This window comes from Alteromonas sp. 38, assembly GCF_902506055.1.
GTDB lineage: Bacteria > Pseudomonadota > Gammaproteobacteria > Enterobacterales > Alteromonadaceae > Alteromonas > Alteromonas lipotrueae.
The window spans coordinates 1,902,381-1,924,511 of the sequence record NZ_LR733300.1 but is presented as its reverse complement, the minus strand read 5'-3'; the positions used below and the strand labels follow the sequence as shown (position 1 = coordinate 1,924,511).

Sequence of the window (22,131 nt, the reverse complement as noted above, 5' to 3'; positions counted from 1 at the left end):
ATCATTTAGCTTTTCCCTTCGGACTATTTTTTACCGCTTGAGGTGAGTCATCTTTTACCTCAACGTCAGGATCAACGACAGGATCAGTGTTTGTGACCACAGTGTATGTGTAATCAATTATCTCTTGCTCTGTCTTGTCAGAATTTGCGATAGGTACCATGGCTTCTATTTTCATTTTTCCCTGGGAATCAACCGCGTTTTCGGCCAAGGTAACAAGGAACTGAACCACGCCTTTCCTGTTGGTGTAACCTGTGACCGCAGCAGCATCATTAATCTCAGGCCCTGTATCTCTGCGTCTGTATGCTTTTATCAAATCCTTGGTTACATTCAGTCTTTTACCACTTACCAAATTATTTACTTCGGTTTGTAAATCCTCTTCTTCATTACCTTTGATTAATGTAATGGACGCGAAAGGATTTTCACCCACAGGAGTAATGGTAACTTTACCTGATTTGACATTACGACCTTGGGTATCGGTCATAGTGACTTGGATAGTGCCACTTTGCGTTCTGTCGATATTTAAATTTGCAGGGGATATTAATACCTGCTCATCTACTCCAACCGTTGTTGCACTGCCTTGTAGGATATTAAGCACTGTTTGTAGACCCGTAGGCATACCAGATTGGCCACCTTTTACATTTACATTCATCGTATACTCAACGGAGTATTTTGATTCTTGTGCGGCTTTAGAATGCTGTTTAGATGAGTAGTTGGCTTCTGCTTTGACTTTAATACTAAACGGACCTATACCCAGTGATGCTTCTGCTGATGCATCAACACCCAGTTCAGTGTCTGAGCTAGTTTCTTCAGTAGATGACGAACCAGCAGATATGTTTGCGATGAAATCAATCGTAAACTCTGAAACTTCAATGCTAGGAATTGTTAAAATAACAAGTAAAGGAACCGTTAATGTGGCTTCCTGGCCGTTATTGTTATAGGTAAATACAACGTTCACTGGCTTTTTTTCGTTCGTATCGGGGTCAATAGTTAAACAGACTTCATTTATAAACTCATAGGTAGTTTTTGCTGCCAGAGCTTGAGCTTTGATTATTGCGTCCATTGGTCCACCTATCAACGAACTAAAATCCAGCGCTTGAAGCGCGTTAGTCGCAACGGTGTTGGGGGTGACATCTATAGCCATTTCAATTCTCCAAAATTTTATTTAGGTTATGGAAAACTTGTACACAGCATTCGTTAAAATATTACAAATTCACAATAACCATAGGCTCATCACAATTTACCAACCTTCTGTTAACCTTCTGGCAGCATAATGTGCTGTTTTGTGAATTGTTTTAGGAGAAATTATTTATTCCAAAATATTAGGAATTTTGTTTAGAGGCTTAGATAATGATGAAGTGGCAATATGAGTTATAGGCTTTTCGCGTTATAAGAGGAATAAGCAAGATAGCTCTGTGCTACCATATCGCTCTAATCTGATTGAGTTTACCGCGTGCTTCCACATATTAATTCCATTCTGGCGCTTAGAACGTCTGAGCTCAAACGAGCAAAGCGAGCATTCAACGCGCGGGGTAGTAAAGTTATCCGTTGCGACATTTGTTTGCTGCCTGTAAACGCGTGTATTTGTGCCGATAAGCCAGAACCACAAGCATCCTGTGCGGTGTTATTCATCATGTACAAGGGCGAATACTACAAGCCCACCAACACAGGCCGATTAATTGCGGATGTGGTAGCTGAAAATTACGCGTTTGTGTGGCACAGAACAGAGCCCGATCCGGATTTACTGGCGTTACTAAGCAACCCTAAATACCAACCCATTATCATATTTCCTCACGAGTATGCTGAGCCAGCGCGCTGCATAGCCAAGCCTGAAGATAAAACAGATAAAATTCCGTTGTTTATTTTTTTAGACGGCACGTGGCGTGAAGCGCGAAAGATGTTTGGTAAAAGCCCTTACCTTGATAACTTTCCGGTGCTGGGTGTATCCCCTGAAATATCATCGAATTACTTGTTGCGTGAATCTACACGAGAATTCCAGCATTGCACTGCAGAGGTGGGAATAAACGTGTTAGATTTGGCCGGTGAGGTTGAAGCGGCTACGGCGCTTGCTAAATATTTCAGTATTTTTCGACATCAATACTTGAAAGGGAAGCCCCATTTAAGTCACAAAATTGAATTTGCAAAGGCGCAAGTTAAGTAACCCTTGTCTTGCGTGCATTCGCGCTTAACTATAAGGTTAAGCAATCAAAACCCAAGGAGAAAAACATGGCAACAGTTACGTTTCAAGGTAATTCAGTTTCAACTGTAGGTTCGCTTCCAGAAGTTGGGCAGCAAGCCCCAGACTTCACATTAGTAAAAGCGGATTTAGGTGAAGTAACCCTCGCTGATCTTAAGGGTAAACGCGTTATTCTTAACATTTTCCCTTCTATCGATACGGGTACGTGTGCAACGTCAGTGCGTAAATTCAATGAACAAGCCGCTGGTTTAGACAATACACAAGTAATTTGTGTATCTGCTGACTTACCGTTTGCAGCTGGCCGCTTTTGTGGGGCTGAAGGCATTGAAAATGTTGTTACCGGTTCTACTTTCCGTACAAGCTTTGGCGACGACTACGGTGTAGCGTTCACCTCTATGCCGCTAACTGGTCTGCTATCACGAACAGTCGTTGTGATTGATACCGACGGTAAGGTAATTTATACCGAGCAAGTGGCTGAAACCACGGAAGAACCAAACTACGATTCAGCAATGGCTGCTTTGTAAATTAAGAGTGTAAAGCGTAAATAAATCAAACCAGTAATGCCCACAGCGTTACGTGGGCATTTCAATGGAGAGGGTGGTATGTCGATGTTAGTTAATGTTCAATCGCTTGCCACGCAACTGCAAGATGAACCCATCATTTTAGTGCGTGCAGTTATGGACGATCCAGTTACCAAAACGCCTGATTCTCGCGATGCCATGGTGTTGCCAAACTCTGTGGATATAGACTTAGACGGCGAGGGCAGTGATCACACCACGGGTTTTCCTCATAGTATGCCAACCGAATCTGATTTTGCTTTGTACTTAGGGCGACAGGGTTTGACCGAACGTTCGTCTTTAGTGGTTTACGACACTCGAGGAATGTACAGCGCCCCCCGTGTTTGGTGGATGCTTAAGGCCATAGGGCATAAGAACGTAAAATTGTTAAATGGCGGCCAAGTAGCGTGGGAAGAAAAAAACTTACCATTATCAGAACAACGCATTCCCTCACACTTTAAGTATGAGAGTAATGCCCAGAGCAAATGGTTCGTGAATAGTTCAGCGGTTATTCAAGCGATTAAAACCGATGCTCAACTTGTCGACGCCAGAAGTGAAGCGCGGTTTTACGGGCAAGTAGAAGAGCCTCGTGCTGGGGTTCGTTCGGGGCACATGCCCGGCGCTTACAATCTTCCATTCACAGCGCTGTTAGATAATGGCTTTTTCTTAGGCATTGAAAAATTAAAAGATGTTTTTGCAAAAGCCAACATTGATTTGTCGAAGCCCATTATTTGTACCTGCGGTTCAGGAGTTACGGCGTGTATTATTGGCGTTGCTGCACTCATGTGCGGTGCAAATGATGTTGCTATTTACGATGGTTCTTGGTCTGAGTGGGGAGCAAACGCCACTTTTCCAGTAGTGAAAGATTAACCTTCGTTTAATTTAGGGTAGTCGTGTTACGTGTATATATTTCAAAGGAATTGAGCTTATGAATACACCGCCTCGCGTTGTCGTGTTAACTGGTGCAGGAATTTCAGCCGAGTCTGGATTAAAAACATTTCGAGATAACAACGGATTATGGGAAGAACACAGTGTGGAAGACGTGGCTACGCCCGAAGCTTTTGCGCGTAACCCTGAGCTTGTATATCGATTTTACAATGAACGAAGATTACAACTCACCAACGCCTGTGTTATGCCTAATGCAGCTCATGAAGCGCTAGCGCAACTTGAACGGGTATTAAAAGGCCAACTTACGTTAATTACCCAAAATGTAGACGACTTGCATGAGCGGGCAGGTAGCGAACAGATTTTGCACATGCATGGAAAGTTACTGTCCAGCCGGTGTGTAACGACCAATAAAACGTTTGAATGCAACACGGCGTTCGACGGCCAAACTACTTGTGCGTGTTGCAATACCACAACCTTACGACCAGACATTTTATGGTTTGGTGAAATGCCCCTTTATATGGAAGAAATTTCGCAAGATATTGCGAACGCCGATATTTTCGTAGCCATCGGTACCTCAGGCAATGTTTATCCTGCCGCTGGGTTTGTGATTAATGCAAAAGATTCTGGCGCAAAATGTGTAGAATTGAATTTAGAACCTAGTGCGAACAATTGGTTGTTCGATGAATCTATTAGCGGCAATGCCACCGACATAGTCCCAGCGTTTGTAACACGGTTAATTAAAGAATATGATCTTTAACTAAAGTCATGACTTGAAGATTTCATGGCTAAAAACGCTTTACTACCATGTAAGCCCACTGACACTGAACACTTAAAATACAGAGTAATATTAAAAATATATGCCTTACCTTAATGAATTTTTAACTATCGCCCTAGTACACCTTGTTGCAGTAGCTAGCCCAGGCCCTGATTTTGCGGTAGTGGTTCGAAATAGCCTCGCTTACGGTCGCCGCATTGCTATTTATACCAGCATTGGAATTGGACTAGCGATTTTGCTGCACGTTGGGTATTCATTAGTGGGATTGAGCGTAGTTATTGCCACCACGCCATGGCTGTTTCAAACCTTTAGTTATCTTGCGGCGGGTTATCTTTTGTATCTTGCGTATGGTGCATTAAAAAGCGGGCCTAGCCAACCACGAGTAGACGGCGAGTCTGGGGTAAGCAACAGCGTAGATAATCTGGATGAAACTAAGCTAGCTGATAACAAGGCGGCCAATAATAAAAAAGCTAGCTCGCAAATATCTGCGCAAAAAGCGCTTTGGATTGGTTTTTTAACAAATGGCTTAAACCCCAAAGCGACCTTATTCTTCTTATCGTTGTTCACCGCTATTATAGATATCGACACGCCTTTTTCAATCAAGCTTGGTTACGGTATTTACTTAGCCATAGCAACAGGGCTTTGGTTCTGCTTCTTATCCTACCTACTTAGTACCAGTAAAATTGCTCAACTTATTGGAAAAAAAGGGTACTGGCTCGACCGTGCAATGGGCGTTTTACTGGTTGGCTTGGCCGCAAAATTAGTCTTGGGCTAGCATTTCGCACAGATATTTATTCTTAGAAGCAAATCGAGAGTCATTACATTTAATCAACTAACACGTGGTTATTGGGGTTAATCGCCATATTTATGTATAATACGGCGGTTAAATTCGATAGCAGCAGTAGAGGAACGTGTGGCAGATAATAAAATGCCTTTTAAAGATAACCAGCCATTGAGCAAGCTAGAAAGAACACTTTCAAAGCAATATGATTTCGATATTAAATCGTTGTTTTCTCGCGCTAATGGTTTGGCTAAAGCAAATTTTTTAAGCTTATTCCAAGCATCATTGGTTCTATTTCTTACGTTTGTCGTACTCGGTTTTGTTGCTCAGAAGTTCATCACTTTTAATGAAGACGGCACCTTCATTTTTGAACACCAATCGTTAATTGAAATTGTCGCTATTTTCATAGTTGCACCACTAATCAGCGGGTTGTATATGATGGGGGTAAGCCATGCCAGAGGTCAAAAAACCACGGTATTTTCTATTTTCAGCTATGTCTCTTTAATATTCGCATTAGCCCTTACTCAATTGGTGAATGGCATTGTGGTGCAAATCGGCTTGGTATTGTTAGTGGTCCCTGGTGTGTACTTTTGGATGGCGACCTCTTTTTCACTGATGCTAGTTGCCGATAAATCGCTAACACCGCTTCGCGCTATAATTTTATCTTGCCGTGTATTTAATGCTTATTGGGCACAGTTAGCGGGTGTGTTTGCCATTTTCATTATATTGTTTATTTCCGTTCCCTTTACATTAGGTTTGTCCCTTGTTTGGGTTCTACCCCTGTATTTCAGTATGCTAGGCTTGTTGTATGAAGAGATGATTGGTGAAGAGGGCGAACCTACCCAATCTGAATCTGTTCAAAGTAAAACGAATGAGTCGAGCTTCGATGCATAAACGGGAAACCCTAAAAATTGTTTTAATTACTATCGCTGTATTGGCAGTAATAGTCATTAACGCGCTAATATTAACTAAGCGTGAGCCCGATATTTTAGATATTCCAGAAACACCTGAAGCGACAAAACCTGTTCCTGATTTTTCTGCTTATACTGATATAAAAGAAAAGAAGAGCGCGTTTTTTGATTACTTACGCCCTGAAGTTGAAAAACAAAATGCGTATTTACTTACCCTTAGACACTACATACAAACTTTGTATCGTAAGGCTTTGAACGAAGAGTCCCTAACTGACGATGACATTAGCCGCCTTGAGTGGCTACAAACTGAGTACCGCGTAAAGGCGGAACAACCGCTAACGTCTCGTCTGCTTGCATTGCTTCACAAAATTGATATTTTGCCTGCTGAACTCGTGCTCGTTCAAGCGGCAAACGAGTCGGCATGGGGCACCAGTCGTTTTGCTAGAAAAGGTTATAACTTTTTTGGTATTTGGTGCTTTGTAAAAGGTTGCGGTTTTGTACCTGGTAAACGAAATGCGGGCGCAACGCACGAGGTCGCGAAATTTTCCAGCCTTTCTCGCGCTACTTATACTTATATGCGTAACCTGAATAGACACGATGCCTATACCGATTTGCGAGAAATCAGAGAGCGGTTAAGAGCAAATCAAATCCCCATTACTGGTGTAGCCTTGGCAGAGGGATTAATGAATTACTCTGAGCGTGGCGCGGCCTATGTAGACGAATTACAAACCATGATCCGGTTTAACCAGGAGTTCTTAACTGAATGAAACGTATAGCATGCGCGCTTATTGGCGCATTACTCACCTCAAGTGTTGCCGCCGAAATGGTAAATGTGGAATATAGCCGTTTTTATAGCCACGTAAAAAAACTTGATAATGAAGACACTCAAGCTCTGCAATTCGCTTTTGGTTTTCTGAGGGTTGGTGAAGGGCGGTTATGTGAAATTAATAACGCTGAAATTGTCACTGACAAACAAACTATGCCATTGGAGGTTAGTGATGAGTATAGATTCACGGTACCTACGGAAAAAGCGCTAAAATTAGCGAATGCATTTATACGCATAGATTTAACGGAAGCGGCAAATGTGTGCGATATGTCAGTTCAGCTTGAAACAAAAAGTGAATACTTAACCGCCAGTTATACAAAAGAAGAGCTGAATTTTATCTATGGTCAATATGAAGCGTTCTTCAATGAAATGGGCAGCTTTTTATCGTTCTTAATGCCAACCGTTAAAGGGTTGATGTTGCAATTCGATGATAGAAACTTAGATTATATTACCCCAGAAGGGCTGCATATCAACAACGGTATACTTCACCTAGAACAAAGCGAAATCAACGAAATCAAAGGGCTTACCTTACCGAAAGCCCCACTTCGTGTTACCGCTATGGCATCAAGCTAACAGTTGATACTTAATTTGCTCAGCAATTCGGGTGATGGTTTCTTCACCCTTTTCGCATAGCTCTTGTGCACGATGAAATTCCATAATACCCACATCCGTTAATTGGGGCTCTATAAGAATATCCGGCGGATCGCCCGCTAAACGTGAACGTGTCACCCTCGCTTGAAGTATCTCCAGCGAACTACTCATTACACTTAAAATCCCTGGTGGGTTACCTCTGGGGACTTTATTAGGTGGTGGAGAAATCGTTTCTTCTATGGCCTCAATAGCGTCGCTAGCAACCCCTTCTTTTTGTTCGGTGTGCTTGCTGTCGGTTTCCGTTTCTTCTTTTTCTTTACTGTCAGGTGAAAACCATTGCTTAAGCACATTTTGGCTTTTAGTGAAAAAGTCTTCGGTTTTTCTTTGGTTCTCTTCGTGATCTAGTCGTAATTTTTCAAGCCTAAGTGGCCTGAAGTCAGCATTAAGGTTCACGGCAATCACAAAATCGGCACCAAGCTGTCGACATAGATTAACAGGCACTGGATTAACTACCGCACCATCAACTAACCAACGGTCGCCATGAGCCACTGGGGCAAATAGTGCAGGAATAGCGCACGAAGCTTGAATGGTGTTACCAATTTCGCCTGAACTGAAAACCACTTCACGGCCCGTGTACAAATCGGTAGCCACCGAGGCGAACGGTTTTTCCATTGCTTCGTAGGTTGGGGCACAAAATTCACTGGCAAGTTTATCAAACACTTTTTGCCCACTAGCAATGCCGCCTCTGCGTAAGCCAACACCCATCAAGGCGAGTACCTGCCAATCTGACAAAGAACAAGACCATTCTTTAAGGCCTTCTAACTTGCCACTAGCGTAGGCTGCACCGACATAGGCACCAATAGAGCAACCTGCAACGACGTCAATTTTAATACCCAGCTTTTCTAACGCTTGAATAATACCAATGTGGGTCCAACCTCTTGCGGCACCCGCACCTAATGCTAGACCAATTTTCATTTAGTTTGATTCCATCAAATTGATAACGTGAACCGTGTCGTCAGAAGGCTCACTTGGCGACGCGAAGGTGGGAGGATCGAAACCAATATCACCGTCTTCAACTGGGCCGTTCTGCGTAGATATACCTTTAAAGTCGTGCAAATTCTGATCGACCAAATGCGATGGTGCTACATTTTGAAGCGCACTAAACATAGACTCAATACGTCCAGGAAAACGACGATCCCAATCTTGTAGCATGGCCTTAACGTTCTGACGCTGTAAATTCTCTTGAGAACCGCACAAGTTGCAAGGAATAATAGGAAATTCTACGGCATCAGAATAACGCTGAATGTCTTTCTCGGTACAATAGGCAAGGGGCCTGATCACAATGTGTTCACCATTGTCGCTAACCAGCTTTGGCGGCATTGATTTAAGCTTACCGCCATGGAACATGTTCAAAAAGAAGGTTTCTAGCATGTCGTCACGGTGGTGGCCAAGCGCAATTTTAGTGGCGCCTAATTTTTTGGCCGTGTTGTATAAAATGCCCCGACGTAATCGTGAACAAAGCGAACACGTGGTTTTACCTTCAGGCACTTTGTCCATAACAATAGAGTAAGTATCTTCTTCTACAATTTTGTATTCAACACCTACACTCTCAAGGTATTCAGGAAGTACATGTTCTGGAAATCCTGGCTGCTTTTGATCTAGATTAACCGCAATAATGTCAAAATGAATTGGCGCGATGCGTTTTAAAAACATAAGAATATCAAGCATGGTGTAACTGTCTTTTCCTCCGGACAAACACACCATCACTTTATCGTTATGTTCAATCATGCCGAAATCAGCAATCGCTTTACCTACATTTCGACGAAGTCGCTTTTGTAGCTTGTTAAAGCTGTATTTTTGTTTGTTTTGAGACGCGGTTAACGGGGCGTCTGCACGGTTTGTGCCTGCACTGGTCATATCAATAGCTTGGTTACTGCGAAAAAAACCATTATACAGTAATCAGGTAAAATTGAATGTGCGAGGTTAAGATTTTTTGTATCTTGTCGGCACTAGCCGCTAGCAAAAAACAATAGCGCAAAAGACTATAGAGCGGTGCTAGCAAACAGTGCCGACAGGCTGTGTACAAACACGTTTGCATTACCGTGAAAGGGGCGAAATAAAGCCGTCTGGTTTTATTGCCAGTACATCACACACAAGTTCATCAATAACATGTTCAGCCGTGTTACCTATAAGGGCCGCGGAAATACCTACTCTGCCAACGGTACCAATGATCACAAGTTCGGCATCGATATCTTTGGCTATTCTTGGAATGACTTTTTCAGGAAGCCCCTCTTTCACATAACAGCGCTCGCTATCGATAGCATACTTTTCGCTGTGTGTGTTCATCTCGAGTTCGTGATGATGCTTTACCGCGTTGTTGTATGTGTCTGGGTCGAACTCAGGAACTTCAATAGCAATATTAAGCGGTGTAGCAGGGTAGCTGTTAACCAAATTTACGTTGCCGCTGAGTAATGCGGCATAATCGTTAGCAATAACTGTGATTTTGTCGTTGAGTAGCGCATGTTCGTCGTCTTCACTGCCTACATTTACCGCCGCAATAATTTCGCCGTTTTCAGGCCATTCATGTTCTTTAACCAACAATACGGGGGAGGGGCATTTTCTAAGGAGATGCCAGTCTGTAGGAGTAAAAATAACGGAGGCTAAATCGTCATGGCGCTTGGTTGCTTTTACAACCAAGTCTATATTGTTATCTATTACGTACTGCACAACAGCTTCAAAGGCACGGTTATTCCACTCAACAACAATATCGGTTTTTTCAAACCCTAAATCGCTAAGGATTTTCCGTAACCAACCCGCATGTTCCTTAGTGACCGCATCGCGCATAGCTTCACGATCATCAGGGCTAAGCATGGTTGTCATATCGTAAGATAAGTCGTAAACCACCAGCATGGCGGTGACAGAGGCACCTGTCTTTTTGGCAAGTTCATATGCACGGCTAAGCGCAGGTTGGGTATCTCTATCGGCTTCAATGACCGCTAAAATACGTTCATACTTAATCATAACCCCTCCAAACATTTTTAGATTTTTGGTTGCTACAATTTAAGTGTAATACCTATTTGCTATTACGTAACTTGTTTTAGATCAAAAGCTTTGATGATTAGCTATTACAGGCGATATTAGGTGCAACCACAGACGTTAAACGTTGTGACATCTCATCAAAATCTAAAATAGTGATGAGTTTACCGTCCACTTGGATAATATTTTCTTTTTGAAAACGGCTTAATAAGCGGCTAATGGTTTCAATAGTTAGACCCAGGTAGTTCCCAATTTCATTTCGGGTCATGGTTAGGTGAAATTCTTTATTTGAAAATCCACGTTCTTCGAAACGTTGAGAAAGCTGAGAGAGGAAATACAATAGACGTTCTTCCGCTGAGCGCTTATTAAGCAACATCATGAGGTCATGATCTTGTTTAATTTCCGCACTCATGAAACTCATTATTTGATGTCTTAACTTCGGAAATTGAACCGACATCTCATCAAGCGTCTCATACGGTAATTCGCACACCATGGCGGTTTCTAATGCCTGGGCATAGCTTTGGTGCTTGTTTTCCCGTAATGCATCGAAGCCGATAATATCGCCAGGGAAGTGAAAACCTGTAATCTGCTCTTCACCATCTGAATTGGTGACGAAAGACTTAAAAGAGCCCGTGCGTACTGCGTAAAGAGAGTTAAATGTATCTCCCGACTTTACCAGCAAATCACTCTTGTGAAGGGGTTTCTTTCGCTCAATAATATCATCTAAAGATTCAATCTCAGTCTTGTTTAGCGCAACGGGTAAACACAAGTGGCTGAAACTGCAATTTTGACAATGAATTGAGAATTGGCTTCCTTTGCTCATAAGTTCAAACTATAAATAGGGTCGACTTAATATAATCTTACTCTTTTGTTTATGAAATTGCTGCATAAATTAAAAAGAGAGCGTAAATAGCCAATATTCCAGAAAAGCATTGTCTTACCACGGGGTGCCTGAAACCGGCTATTAGGTACTGACTACCTGCGCTTGCCGCCAGCAAAGTGGGCAGAGTACCTAACCCAAAAAATAGCATAATGGCAGCGCCGTCAACGGCCGAGCCTGATGCTAATGACCACGTTAACGTGGAATAGACCAACCCGCAGGGAAGCCAGCCCCATATAAAACCATAGGGTAGTGCATAAACCGGGCTTTTGAATGGAAGAAATCGTTTAGATAAGGGCTGAATAGCTTTAAATAACCCGCGCCCCATAGCTTCAATATAATTCAATCCTTGCCACCACTTTCCCAAATAACACGCTAAAAGCACCAGCATAACGCCACTAATCAAAGATAAAACGGGTTTAGCGATAGGCACAAATTCGGTTGCCATTTGGCCGACAGCGCCTGTAATAGCACCGGCTAATGTGTAGCTGAGGATACGGCCAAAATTATAGGCAAGGGTGTAGGGTAAAGCAGGTTCATTACTTGGCGTTACCGTGCGTAGTGCCGCAACAATACCGCCACACATGCCAACACAATGCACTCCACCAGCAATTCCAATGAAAAAGGCAGAGAATATATTAACCTCTGTCATCAGTTTCTTTACGTTGTTGTAACTGCTTTCGCTGCTCGGCTAGCTTCTTTTCATCACCTGATAAATCATCATCAAACAAAATGCTATAGCCCTGTCTATCAAGGTCTTCAAACTGATTGGTTTTAACCGCCCAGAAAAAGATAACCAGCGCCAACGCAACAATGATGATAGCGATGGGAATTAAGACGTAAATGATACTCATGTTATTTACTTAATAACCTCGTTGAATTGGTGACCACAATAATACTACTCAGTGACATGCCAACCACGGCCATCCAGGGAGAGAGTAAACCCGACACCGCAAAAGGAAGAATGATTATATTGTAACCTACTGACCATGCGATGTTTTGCTGAATTTTACGCTTTGCCTGTTTAGCCACTGAAAATAAGGTTGGTACCGACAGCAAGCTGTCTCCCAGCAAAATAACATCTGCCGCTGTTTTGGCTACATCGGTGGCGTTTCCTACCGCAACCGCCACATCTGCACTTGCAAGAACAGGGGCATCGTTTATACCGTCGCCCATCATCATGACTTTGCGGCCTTGCTTTTGTAACGTATGCACCTGAGAATACTTTTGCTCAGGCGATAGGCCACCTTTCGCTAAATTGATAGGTAAGCTGGCAGTAAGTGCATTAACATTATTTTGTGTATCACCACTTAACACCACCAATTGATGTGCATTCAGTGCGTTGAGTGTCGCTAAGGCATCTTGACGCAAGCTATCATTGACGCAGAACGCCGCCATTAATACACCGTCGGCACACAAAAACACATTTGCCGGTATGTCTACCTTAGAGGTGGTTGGTAAGTTACAAAATACGGCTGAGCCCATAGTAAAAACTACGTTGTTTATCTCACCACTAATGCCACCACCTGGTGTAACGGTAAATCCGTTCATGCTATTAGGTGGGGTTTTATTTTGTGACTTAACATTATCGCTGTCGAAGGCACGCGCAATAGGGTGCTCAGAACGAGACTCTAACAATGCGGTGAGCGCCATTACCTGCACCGGATCTACCCCTTTAGCAAACCAGCGCTGTTGCAACGAGAACTTGCCTTCGGTTAGTGTGCCGGTTTTATCAAGGGCAATAGTATCAATATCGTTGAGTTGCTCTAACGCATCAGCACGCTTTAACAAAATGCCCTGACGATTTAGCTTTGCCATGGCACAGGTTAACGCTGACGGTGTGGCTAAGCCAAGGGCACAAGGGCAGGTTGCCACTAATACCGAGATGGTGATCCAAAACGCTTCTTCACTGCCCACAAACGACCAATAACTGTATGTTAAAGCCGATATCAACAACACCGAGAACACAAAATAACGGGAAAAGTTATCGGCAATTTGCGCGGCTTTTGGTTTACTTGCCATGGCGCTAGCCTGCAAACGTACTATTTGGTTGACTAAGGCATGCTTTAAGCTTTGGGTTACTTTAACCGTTAGTGTACCATCTTGATTTACTGTACCACCATAAACTACATGGCTGGTCGATTTACTTACGGGGTTAAATTCTCCCGTTAACATAGACTCATCAACCGCAGCAGTGCCGTCTAGCACGATACCGTCTACAGGGATGGTCTCACCAGGCTTTATTAATACAACATCATCGGGCACTAGCAGCTTTGCTAGGCATTGAATCATACTGCCATCATCTTGAATTTTAGTGGCAGATACAGGAATATACTGCATCATGTTGGCTGAAATTTGCGCCGCACGGTGCCTGCTTCTATGTTCGAGGAATCGGCTTAACAGCAGTAGAAAGATAAACATGCATATGGATTCAAAATACACTTCACCTTGCTCTAGCAAAGTGGAACGTAAACCCGCAAAGTAGGTGCCAAATACCGCGAGGGTGACAGGCACATCCATATTCACGGTTTTTGCGCTTATTGCCTTCAAAGCACCTAAATAGAACGCGCTTCCTGAATAAAGTACTACTGGGGTGGTAAGGGTGAGTGCAACCCAATAAAAGTATTGACGGGTTTCTTGTTCAATGGCACCAAACCAATCGAAGTAAAGCCCAGCCATTAGCATCATCACCTGCATGGTCATGATGCCTGCCAAGCCTAACTTTTTAATAAACGATTTTTGCTCGCGCTTATAGCTCGCTTCATGTTCATCAGGGTGAAACGGTGAGCCAACATAACCTATGCGTTTTAGTGTGGTGAGTATCTGGCTAAGCTTAATAACATCGGGTTCCCAGGTTATTAGTGCGCGGCGCTCCTGAACGTTTACGGCGACTTGCGCAATGCCGGATACTTTTGAAAGCTGCTTTTCAATCAGCCAACCGCACGCTGCACACGTTATGCCTTCAAGGGTTAGCTGTATTTGCTTGTGCTGTCCTTCGTCAAAAACAAACTCTTCTTGAAGGGCTGGGTCGTCATAAACATTAAGCGCAGAAAGGCTTTCTAATATACCATCGTCTGACTTTTGGGCAGGCTCAGTACGAAACTGATAATAATCTTCTAAGCCATTATCAACGATGGCCTGAGCAACCGCTTGGCAACCAGGGCAGCAGAGCTGCCTAGTTTCACCTAATATTACTGCTTCGTATTTGTGTGTTGCATCGTTAGGTAACGCGCAATGGAAACAAAGGTTCTCGCTCATTACGGGTTAAACTTGATAGCGCCAGAATAGGGGAGTTGAAGCGTATTTTGTACTTTCCAGCTGTCATCTATAGGAGAAAGCGAAACTTGCCACTTACCGGTTAAGTCTTTTTCAACAAAACCCCGGTAAATACCATTAGCATCACGACTTAATAATACACTTGTATCACGCTCTTCTATGGTGACATGATAAAAATTCAATTTAAGCGCGTTTCCTTCTGCAGGAATACCTGAATGGAATTTTACTGCAATACTGCCATCAGTAATGGTTAACTCAGTGGTAATATTTTTTCGTTTTGCAATGGCTTCTTTATCTAGCCGGGCATTAATGGCTTTACCTTCTTTGTAATAGTCGTCTACCACTAAGCTATCTTCGGTTGAAATAGCTAGCTTTAACAATACGCCTCCCATTATCAAAGTGATAAGAGGAACTGCGATAAGAAACCACGGCCAAAATTGTTTATACCAAGGTGTATTCATTAATGACATCAACTCGTTTACTACGGGAAAACCGGCGCGATAAAAAGCTAAAGCACACAGTCGGATAGGGCTATTTTCTCATAAAAAAAGCCTCGTGATAACGAGGCTTTTTAGCATTATTGTTAGTTATACGAATTTAGTCGTTAGAAAGACTATATACGTATGACGCAACAACATGGATTTTGTCATCACCCAAGGTTTTCTTGAATGAAGGCATAACACCATTTCGGCCGTAGGTTAGTGTTTCAGTAACCGCACGATGACTTCCACCATACAACCAAATGTTGTCAGTCAGGTTAGGCGCACCAAGTGCTTGGTTACCTTTACCGTCCATGCCGTGACAGGCAGCGCATGCAGCAAAGCGAACTTTACCTGCGTCAGCAAGTTGCTGGTCAACATCACGTCCGCTAAGACTTAATGCATATTCAACCACTTCTTCGATGCCTTTCTCACCCATAACATCTATCCATGCTGGCATAGCGGCTTTGCGGCCTAATGTTAAGGTTTCAACAATTTTGGCACCCGAACCACCGTATAACCAATCGTTATCAGTAAGGTTAGGGAAACCACCGTTTTGACCGCGAGCATCAGAACCGTGACACTGAGAACAGTTTTGCATAAACAAACGCTGACCTACTTTATTCGCTTCAGGGTCCTTTGCTAGCTCCTCAACAGGAATTTGCGCATACGCTTCGAAAATTGGGTCGAACTTTTCAGCTGCATAATCCAACTCACGATCGTACTCTACAAACTTGCCTTGCTCTTTTGCATCGATACGCGCTTGCGCCGATTCTTCAAGCGTCAATATGCCTTGGTTTGAACTCTTCCAGCCAAATAAGCCTTCGTAAGAACCCAATCCAGGATATAGGGCAAGGTAGATAAAACCCCAAATGATTGTCATGTAGAACATGATTGTCCACCAACGAGGTAGCTGGTTGTTCAACTCCTCGATGCCGTCGAATTCATGCCCCATTGATTCTCCTTCTGGCACGCCTGTTTGGTTAGACAAACACCAGCGCAGAAGGAAATAGCAACCAATGATTAACCCTAGGGTTATCACTGAAATCCATATTGTCCAAAACATACTCATAAGTTCGAGACTCCTGCTAATCTTCTTTTGATTTTTCTTTGTCTTCGTCTGCGAAAGGCAAATTCGCCGCTTCATCAAACTTTTGCTTGTTGCGGCTACTAAAAGCCCACCAAACTATGCCAATGAAACTAACAAAGACGATGACAGTAAAAATGCTACCTACTATTCCTTGATCCATATTATTTCAAATGTGTGCCAAGAGATTGTAGGTATGCAATAAGGGCTTCCATTTCAGATTTACCCTGTACTGCCGCTTGTGCTCCCGCGACATCTTCGTCGGTATACGGTACGCCAAAGCCTTGGAAAACTTCCATCTTCTTGGCGGTTAACTTACCGTCAAGTTTGTTTTCTGCAAGCCATGGGAACCCAGGCATGTTCGACTCAGGTACCACGTTACGCGGATTAAGCAGGTGAACACGATGCCATTCATCACTGTAACGCCCACCAACACGTGCTAGGTCAGGACCAGTACGCTTAGAACCCCAAAGGAAAGGGTGTTCCCATACTGACTCACCAGCAACACTGTAGTGACCGTAACGTTCTGTTTCGGCACGGAACGGACGAATCATTTGACTGTGACAACCAACACATCCTTCACGGATATAGATGTCACGGCCTTCTAATTCTAATGCTGTGTAAGGACGTAAGCCTGTTACCGGTTCCATTGTTTGCTGCTGAAACATCAGCGGCGTAATTTGAACCATGGCACCGAAGCTAATCGCAACAAGGATTAGCACGGTTAACAGGCCGACATTTTTTTCAATTAACTCATGTGGATTTTTCATTAGGTCGTCTCCTTATTACGCTGGCTGAGTTGTAACATCAGCAGCGATACTACCTTTAGGGGCACGAACGGTTTTCCATGTGTTGTAGGCCATGATAAGCATGCCAGTAACCACGAAACAACCACCAATGAAACGAACCACATAGAAAGGTTTAGACGCTTCAAGCGATTCTACAAAGCTATACGTTAATGTACCGTCAGCATTTACTGCACGCCACATTAGCCCTTGAAGAACACCTGACATCCACATTGCTACGATATAAAGCACTACACCAATGGTTGCTAACCAGAAATGAACATTAACAAGACGTGTGCTGTACATCGACGGCTGACCAAACAGGATAGGTATTAAGTGGTAGATAGAACCAATTGATACCATGGCTACCCAACCTAGTGCACCAGAGTGTACGTGGCCGATAGTCCAGTCTGTGTAGTGAGACAATGCGTTAACTGTTTTAATTGCCATCATTGGGCCTTCGAAGGTAGACATACCATAGAAAGACAATGAAACAATTAAGAAACGTAATACAGGGTCAGTACGCAATTTATGCCATGCACCAGATAGCGTCATTATACCGTTAATCATTCCGCCCCAAGAAGGAACGAATAGAATGATAGACATAACCATACCTAGCGACTGTGTCCAATCGGGTAGAGCAGTATAATGTAAGTGGTGAGGACCAGCCCAAATGTACAATGAAATCAATGCCCAAAAGTGAACAATAGATAATCTGTACGAGTAAACTGGGCGACCTGCTTGCTTAGGAACGAAGTAATACATCATGCCCAAGAAGCCAGCAGTTAGGAAGAAACCTACTGCGTTATGGCCGTACCACCACTGCATCATGGCGTCTACTGCGCCTGCATACAATGAGTAAGACTTAGTGAAAGACACCGGAATGGCCATGCTATTACCAATATGCAATACAGCAACGGTAAGCATGAACGCCCCTAAGAACCAGTTCGCAACATAAATATGCGACACTTTTCGGATAACTAGGGTTCCGAAGAAGTTAATGATATAAGCGAGCCAGACCAGCGTAATCAGTATATCGATTGGCCATTCTAGTTCAGCGTATTCTTTCGAGCTGGTTAAACCTAAAGGTAGAGAAACTACCGCCAATACGATAACGGCTTGCCAGCCCCAAAACGTAAATGCAGCAAGTTTATCACTGAACAGTCTAACCTGAGAGGTACGCTGAACGATGTAGTATGACGTTGCGAACAACGCACAGCCGCCGAAGGCAAAAATAACGGCATTGGTGTGCAAAGGACGCAGACGCGAAAACGTTAGCCATGGTGTGTCAAAGTTAAGCATAGGTGCAAATAATTGCGCGGCAATAAATACCCCTAGGCCCATACCAATGATACCCCAGACTATGGTCATAATGGTAAATTGCCTAACTACTTTATAATTGTAGTCAGGTTGTGCTTGGCTTATTTCACTCATTTTAATGAATCTTCCACTTCAAATGAACTATGGTCTCCAACAGCCGTTCAAGTACGGTCTAGACATGCGAAAGCAACGGAATAACGCTTCACACCGAGCTCGGAAAGAGTAATAATTATAGTCTCCAAGCCAGTTGGTACGCGGATGATAAGGTTTTTAATTACAAAAAGATACCATAAACTACCTGAGCTTGATCTCCATCAATGAAGAAATATACAAAATTTAAGAAATGCTAAATAACAGTAACAAAAAGAGATCATTTTATTCACAAAAGTGGCTTACCCCACTTTGTATTTTTGTCGTTGCAGCATGTGTATTTACCGTGCATCAATACCAAATGTCCGCCACGCCTTCTTCGGGCCCCTTAAAGGAAATAGGAGAGAGCTGTACATTTGTCAACGAGCACTGTGAATTTTTAATACATGGCCGGCATGCCTATGCGGAATTTTCAGAGAAAGTAGAACCTGAAACCTCTATCACCTTAGTACTCGATTTACCTGTAGGTACAAACATAGAAAGCGCGTGGATTGAAGGCGTAAATATGTACATGGGAAAAGTGCCCGTGTTGCTAGAAAATAAACACAATGGGGAATGGTCAGGCTGGTTTATGTTGGGAAGTTGTAGTGAATCGACTATGAAGTGGCAATTGCGGCTAAATATAGAAGGGCAGGCAGCACCAAGCTACCTGAACTTCGAAACTAAAATTTAGTATTACTTACATTTGAGACTGTAAGTAATTAGCCAAGCCAAGGCGTTTCACTAGGCCAAGTTGTTGCTCTAACCAATGCGCGTGATCACGCTCGGTATCGTCAAGTAGTACGACTAAGATATCACGTGTTACGTAGTCTTTTTCAGACTCACATAGCGCGATAACTTCTTTAAGTTTTGCATCTACTTCATATTCAACACGAAGGTCGCTTTCAAGCATTTCAGGTACATCTGAACCTACTTTAAAGCCAGTCCGCGTGACCATGTCTGGAACGCCTTCTAAAAACAGCATACGCTCGATAAGTTTAGTGGCGTGGCCACGCTCATCGTCAAATTCGTGGTCGATTCGCTCATATAGCTTGGTAAGACCCCAATCTAAATACATTTGAGAATGAATGAAGTATTGATCCATAGCGGCCAGTTCATAAGAAAGTAGCTCGTTTAGACCTTTAATGATGGTCTGATTACCTTTCATTCGTCATCTCCCATTACTTGCGCCTGAAGGTAGTTTTCAATACCCATAGCGCCAATTTGATATTCTTGAGTTTCAATCCAATCTAAATGATCTTCTTCGTACTCTAAAATTGATTCTAGGATGTCGCGTGTAACGTAGTCCTGCTTCTCTTCGCACAGCGCGATGGCTTCGCGTAATAATGGTAACTGTTCTTTTTGGAATCTGGCATCGCAGCTCAGCATTTCCTCAGTATCTTCACCGATATAAAGTTTGCCCAACGCCTGAAGGTTAGGTAAACCTTCTAAAAATAGAATGCGCTCAATTAACTCATCTGCTTGCTTCATGTCTTTAATCGACTTTTTGTAGTTCTTTTCATTGAGCTCTTGTAAGCCCCAATTTTTGAACATACGTGCATGCAGAAAGTACTGATTTATAGACGTTAACTCACTGATGAGTACATCATTCAGCTTCGCGACGACTTGTTTGTCACCTTGCATAGTAAAAACCTTAATTATCAATATGACGCTAGTGTAGACCGAAAACGTAAAAATGTCAAAAAATTACTTTAAAAACAACGGCATACAAATAGAAATGGTTATCACTTCATCCTTTGTTTGCATTAAGAATAGCGAGCTATTCCTGTTGCGTATTTGCATAAGCTAAACTTTCTTCCGCAAAACCTAAACCCGCTTCAGTGAAAAAGTTAAATACTTTATCAACACCTTGTTCTAGTAAGTAATTCACTTCATCCTCATACCGCGCGATTGCCGCTACTTTACCGGTATAACCTGCATTTCTAAGTTGACGGGTAATATTAATGGCATCTTGAATAGAAGGGAGTGCCAAAAGAATTAAGTGAACGTTTTTAATTTCTAGGTTGTCCCATAAGTCTACATCTTCACCGTCACCGCAAATAACGTTTAACCCTTCACTGGCAAGTTGTTTTACTTTCACTCTATCGGCGTCCATACCCCATACACTCACGTCAGCAAGTTTAGAAAGCGCATTAAATGCACCTTGCCCAACGCGTCCCATTCCCAACACTAAAAACTCTGCTTTGTGCAACGTAGGATAAATGTCTTCTTTAAGCCGGCGGTTCTTTTCGTAACGTTTAATCGTGTCTTTATATTTGTGATATTGAGAATGCGAGGTGCGATACAGCACACTAGTAATAACGAAAGAGACGGACAATGAAAGTGCAATCACTACTAACCAGCTTTCGGCCAATAAACCTAGCGATACCGCAAGCGCGCCTACAATAAGCCCAAATTCACTGAAGTTAGACAGCACAAGGCTACTTAAATAAGACGTTCGGCCTCGTAATCGAAGTGACGTAAATAAGCCAAAGAATAGGGCAGCCTTTATAGGGATAAACAAACAGAATACCAACGCGATAATAATCATGTTGAAATCTGGAAGTGCGGTTAAGCCGATGGTAAGGAAAAAGCCTATCAGGAATAAGTCTTTGAAGCTAAGTAACGATTTAGCAAGCTCACTGGCCTTTTCATGTTGCGCTAACATAATGCCAAATATCAGTGCACCTAAATCGCCTTTTATATTCACAAGCTCGAATAGGTGATAGCCGCCTAAGGCAAGAATGAACCCAGTAAGAGGGAGTAACTCTCCGTGACCTGACTTATTGATAACACGGTTAATAAGCGGCATCGCGGGAATAAGTGCCAACAACCCAAGTGCCCACACCGAAGGGAGTTTGCCTGTGGCAGCCACTAAAAATATAACAGCAAACACATCCTGCATAACCAAAATACCAATGGCAAGTCGGCCATGACGGGTTTTACTTTCACCGCTTTCTTCTAGCACTTTAATAACACAAACCGTACTGCTGAAGCTTAACGCAAAAGCAATCAGCGTAGCGCTTTGCCACGTTAGCCCTTCTATATACTGGCTGGCTACTGCAGCAATGCCATACACACCACAAGTCACAATGCCCACCCAAATGAGAGTGTGCGAAATACTACCGGCCCACACTTCGCGTTTACTTAGGTCGCGAACGTTTAATTTTAAACCAATAGTGAACAACATAATGGTAATCCCCAAGTTGGCTATCTTGGTAAGATCATCAGTGAGTGTATAACCTGAAAAATTTAGTAGGAAGCCAGCGACTAAGTAACCTACTAACGGGGGGATCCCGATAAGTTTAACCGTTAAGCCGCAAACAAATGCGAACAGAAGAAATGCATACTCCATGAATTACCTTTCACCATTTCGATTGATTAGTACAAATAGGAATGTCTGTCGTCCGTTTAAGCCATAACATCCGTACCTTACATTCTTACATTAGTTAGCGCGGCGATCACTCAAAATACTCAACACGCTGATGTATATAGAGGTGTTTAGATTAGCATGTAATGAAACCGGAGCGAATGGGAAAAGATAGATACCATTATGTTGCGTTTATATCGCTGTAGGTTTTATCAATTAAAGATATAGTAATACGTAAATATACCG

At 42.9% G+C, this 22,131-nt stretch carries 25 protein-coding genes; 9 read left to right on the top strand and 16 right to left on the bottom strand.

The features are described 5' to 3' along the window. Position 1: 1 nt before the first annotated feature. Positions 2–1,141 (bottom strand): DUF2589 domain-containing protein, encoded by a 1,140-nt coding sequence (locus FLAVO9R_RS08225; RefSeq protein ID WP_159530370.1) that lies wholly within the window; start codon positions 1,139–1,141, stop codon positions 2–4. Positions 1,142–1,450: 309 nt separating this feature from the next. On the opposite strand from FLAVO9R_RS08225, the gene FLAVO9R_RS08220 reads away from it, so the two are divergent. From FLAVO9R_RS08220 to FLAVO9R_RS08185, 8 genes are all read left to right on the top strand, one after another. Continuing rightward, positions 1,451–2,158, top strand: a complete 708-nt coding sequence (locus FLAVO9R_RS08220; RefSeq protein WP_201299250.1) for a tRNA-uridine aminocarboxypropyltransferase — start codon at positions 1,451–1,453, stop codon at positions 2,156–2,158. Between the two features lie 65 nt (positions 2,159–2,223). Continuing rightward, positions 2,224–2,718: a thiol peroxidase gene (gene tpx, locus FLAVO9R_RS08215; RefSeq protein ID WP_159530368.1), complete on the top strand. Its 495-nt coding sequence runs from the start codon at positions 2,224–2,226 to the stop codon at positions 2,716–2,718. A 78-nt stretch (positions 2,719–2,796) separates the two neighbouring features. After that, the gene (locus FLAVO9R_RS08210; RefSeq protein ID WP_159530366.1) at positions 2,797–3,621 is read left to right on the top strand and encodes a sulfurtransferase; all 825 of its coding nucleotides are present in this window, start codon (positions 2,797–2,799) and stop codon (positions 3,619–3,621) included. A gap of 58 nt (positions 3,622–3,679) precedes the next feature. Beyond that, on the top strand, positions 3,680–4,396 hold the full coding sequence (gene cobB / locus FLAVO9R_RS08205) for a Sir2 family NAD+-dependent deacetylase (RefSeq protein ID WP_159530364.1): 717 nt from the start codon (positions 3,680–3,682) through the stop codon (positions 4,394–4,396). A gap of 100 nt (positions 4,397–4,496) precedes the next feature. Next, positions 4,497–5,189 carry a LysE family translocator gene (locus FLAVO9R_RS08200; RefSeq protein ID WP_159530362.1) on the top strand — a complete coding sequence of 231 codons (693 nt, stop codon included), beginning with the start codon at positions 4,497–4,499 and terminating at the stop codon, positions 5,187–5,189. Between the two features lie 138 nt (positions 5,190–5,327). Continuing rightward, positions 5,328–6,089, top strand: a complete 762-nt coding sequence (locus tag FLAVO9R_RS08195) for a stress protein (RefSeq protein ID WP_232370609.1) — start codon at positions 5,328–5,330, stop codon at positions 6,087–6,089. Further along, on the top strand, positions 6,082–6,873 hold the full coding sequence (locus tag FLAVO9R_RS08190) for a glucosaminidase domain-containing protein (protein WP_159534496.1): 792 nt from the start codon (positions 6,082–6,084) through the stop codon (positions 6,871–6,873). Before FLAVO9R_RS08195 ends, FLAVO9R_RS08190 begins: the two co-directional genes overlap by 8 nt. After that, positions 6,870–7,505: a DUF2987 domain-containing protein gene (locus FLAVO9R_RS08185; protein WP_159530360.1), complete on the top strand. Its 636-nt coding sequence runs from the start codon at positions 6,870–6,872 to the stop codon at positions 7,503–7,505. The genes FLAVO9R_RS08190 and FLAVO9R_RS08185 overlap by 4 nt, the downstream gene beginning before the upstream one ends. Here the strand turns inward: FLAVO9R_RS08185 and FLAVO9R_RS08180 are convergent. The 12 genes from FLAVO9R_RS08180 to ccoN all read right to left on the bottom strand — a co-directional run bounded on the left by FLAVO9R_RS08180 (position 7,497) and on the right by ccoN (position 18,500). Then, entirely contained in the window at positions 7,497–8,498 is a 1,002-nt protein-coding gene (locus FLAVO9R_RS08180) for a patatin-like phospholipase family protein (RefSeq protein WP_159530358.1), read from the bottom strand. The two genes, FLAVO9R_RS08185 and FLAVO9R_RS08180, sit on opposite strands and share 9 nt — an antisense overlap. Then, on the bottom strand, positions 8,499–9,440 hold the full coding sequence (gene ttcA, locus FLAVO9R_RS08175) for a tRNA 2-thiocytidine(32) synthetase TtcA (protein ID WP_159530356.1): 942 nt from the start codon (positions 9,438–9,440) through the stop codon (positions 8,499–8,501). Positions 9,441–9,620: 180 nt separating this feature from the next. After that, a complete protein-coding gene (gene uspE, locus FLAVO9R_RS08170; protein WP_159530354.1) occupies positions 9,621–10,544 on the bottom strand; it encodes a universal stress protein UspE in 924 nt (307 codons plus the stop codon). Between the two features lie 97 nt (positions 10,545–10,641). Next, positions 10,642–11,382: a fumarate/nitrate reduction transcriptional regulator Fnr gene (fnr, locus tag FLAVO9R_RS08165; RefSeq protein WP_057791847.1), complete on the bottom strand. Its 741-nt coding sequence runs from the start codon at positions 11,380–11,382 to the stop codon at positions 10,642–10,644. Positions 11,383–11,431: 49 nt separating this feature from the next. Further along, the gene (locus FLAVO9R_RS08160) at positions 11,432–12,091 is read right to left on the bottom strand and encodes a sulfite exporter TauE/SafE family protein (protein WP_159530352.1); all 660 of its coding nucleotides are present in this window, start codon (positions 12,089–12,091) and stop codon (positions 11,432–11,434) included. Next, a complete protein-coding gene (ccoS, locus tag FLAVO9R_RS08155) occupies positions 12,078–12,293 on the bottom strand; it encodes a cbb3-type cytochrome oxidase assembly protein CcoS (protein WP_159530350.1) in 216 nt (71 codons plus the stop codon). Before ccoS ends, FLAVO9R_RS08160 begins: the two co-directional genes overlap by 14 nt. A gap of 1 nt (position 12,294) precedes the next feature. Then, entirely contained in the window at positions 12,295–14,697 is a 2,403-nt protein-coding gene (locus FLAVO9R_RS08150) for a heavy metal translocating P-type ATPase (protein ID WP_159530348.1), read from the bottom strand. Then, the gene (locus FLAVO9R_RS08145) at positions 14,697–15,176 is read right to left on the bottom strand and encodes a FixH family protein (protein WP_159534494.1); all 480 of its coding nucleotides are present in this window, start codon (positions 15,174–15,176) and stop codon (positions 14,697–14,699) included. Before FLAVO9R_RS08145 ends, FLAVO9R_RS08150 begins: the two co-directional genes overlap by 1 nt. Positions 15,177–15,312: 136 nt before the next feature. Next, positions 15,313–16,266: a cytochrome-c oxidase, cbb3-type subunit III gene (gene ccoP, locus FLAVO9R_RS08140; RefSeq protein ID WP_159530346.1), complete on the bottom strand. Its 954-nt coding sequence runs from the start codon at positions 16,264–16,266 to the stop codon at positions 15,313–15,315. A gap of 16 nt (positions 16,267–16,282) precedes the next feature. Beyond that, a complete protein-coding gene (locus FLAVO9R_RS08135) occupies positions 16,283–16,444 on the bottom strand; it encodes a cbb3-type cytochrome oxidase subunit 3 (protein WP_013784114.1) in 162 nt (53 codons plus the stop codon). Between the two features lies 1 nt (position 16,445). Then, positions 16,446–17,051: a cytochrome-c oxidase, cbb3-type subunit II gene (gene ccoO, locus FLAVO9R_RS08130; RefSeq protein ID WP_013784113.1), complete on the bottom strand. Its 606-nt coding sequence runs from the start codon at positions 17,049–17,051 to the stop codon at positions 16,446–16,448. A 15-nt stretch (positions 17,052–17,066) separates the two neighbouring features. Then, positions 17,067–18,500, bottom strand: coding sequence for a cytochrome-c oxidase, cbb3-type subunit I (ccoN, locus tag FLAVO9R_RS08125; RefSeq protein ID WP_159530344.1), 1,434 nt, complete (start codon positions 18,498–18,500; stop codon positions 17,067–17,069). A 322-nt stretch (positions 18,501–18,822) separates the two neighbouring features. Between ccoN and FLAVO9R_RS08120 the strand changes: the two genes are divergently transcribed. Further along, positions 18,823–19,209, top strand: coding sequence for a hypothetical protein (locus FLAVO9R_RS08120; RefSeq protein WP_232370608.1), 387 nt, complete (start codon positions 18,823–18,825; stop codon positions 19,207–19,209). Between the two features lie 6 nt (positions 19,210–19,215). Here FLAVO9R_RS08120 and bfr (FLAVO9R_RS08115) read toward each other — a convergent pair whose 3' ends face one another. The 3 genes from bfr (FLAVO9R_RS08115) to FLAVO9R_RS08105 form a co-directional block, all read right to left on the bottom strand. Continuing rightward, positions 19,216–19,683: a bacterioferritin gene (gene bfr / locus FLAVO9R_RS08115; protein ID WP_159530340.1), complete on the bottom strand. Its 468-nt coding sequence runs from the start codon at positions 19,681–19,683 to the stop codon at positions 19,216–19,218. Further along, the gene (gene bfr, locus FLAVO9R_RS08110) at positions 19,680–20,159 is read right to left on the bottom strand and encodes a bacterioferritin (protein WP_159530338.1); all 480 of its coding nucleotides are present in this window, start codon (positions 20,157–20,159) and stop codon (positions 19,680–19,682) included. The genes bfr (FLAVO9R_RS08115) and bfr (FLAVO9R_RS08110) overlap by 4 nt, the downstream gene beginning before the upstream one ends. A 136-nt stretch (positions 20,160–20,295) precedes the next feature. Next, positions 20,296–21,870 (bottom strand): cation:proton antiporter family protein, encoded by a 1,575-nt coding sequence (locus tag FLAVO9R_RS08105; protein ID WP_062086274.1) that lies wholly within the window; start codon positions 21,868–21,870, stop codon positions 20,296–20,298. Between the last annotated feature and the right edge of the window lie 261 nt (positions 21,871–22,131).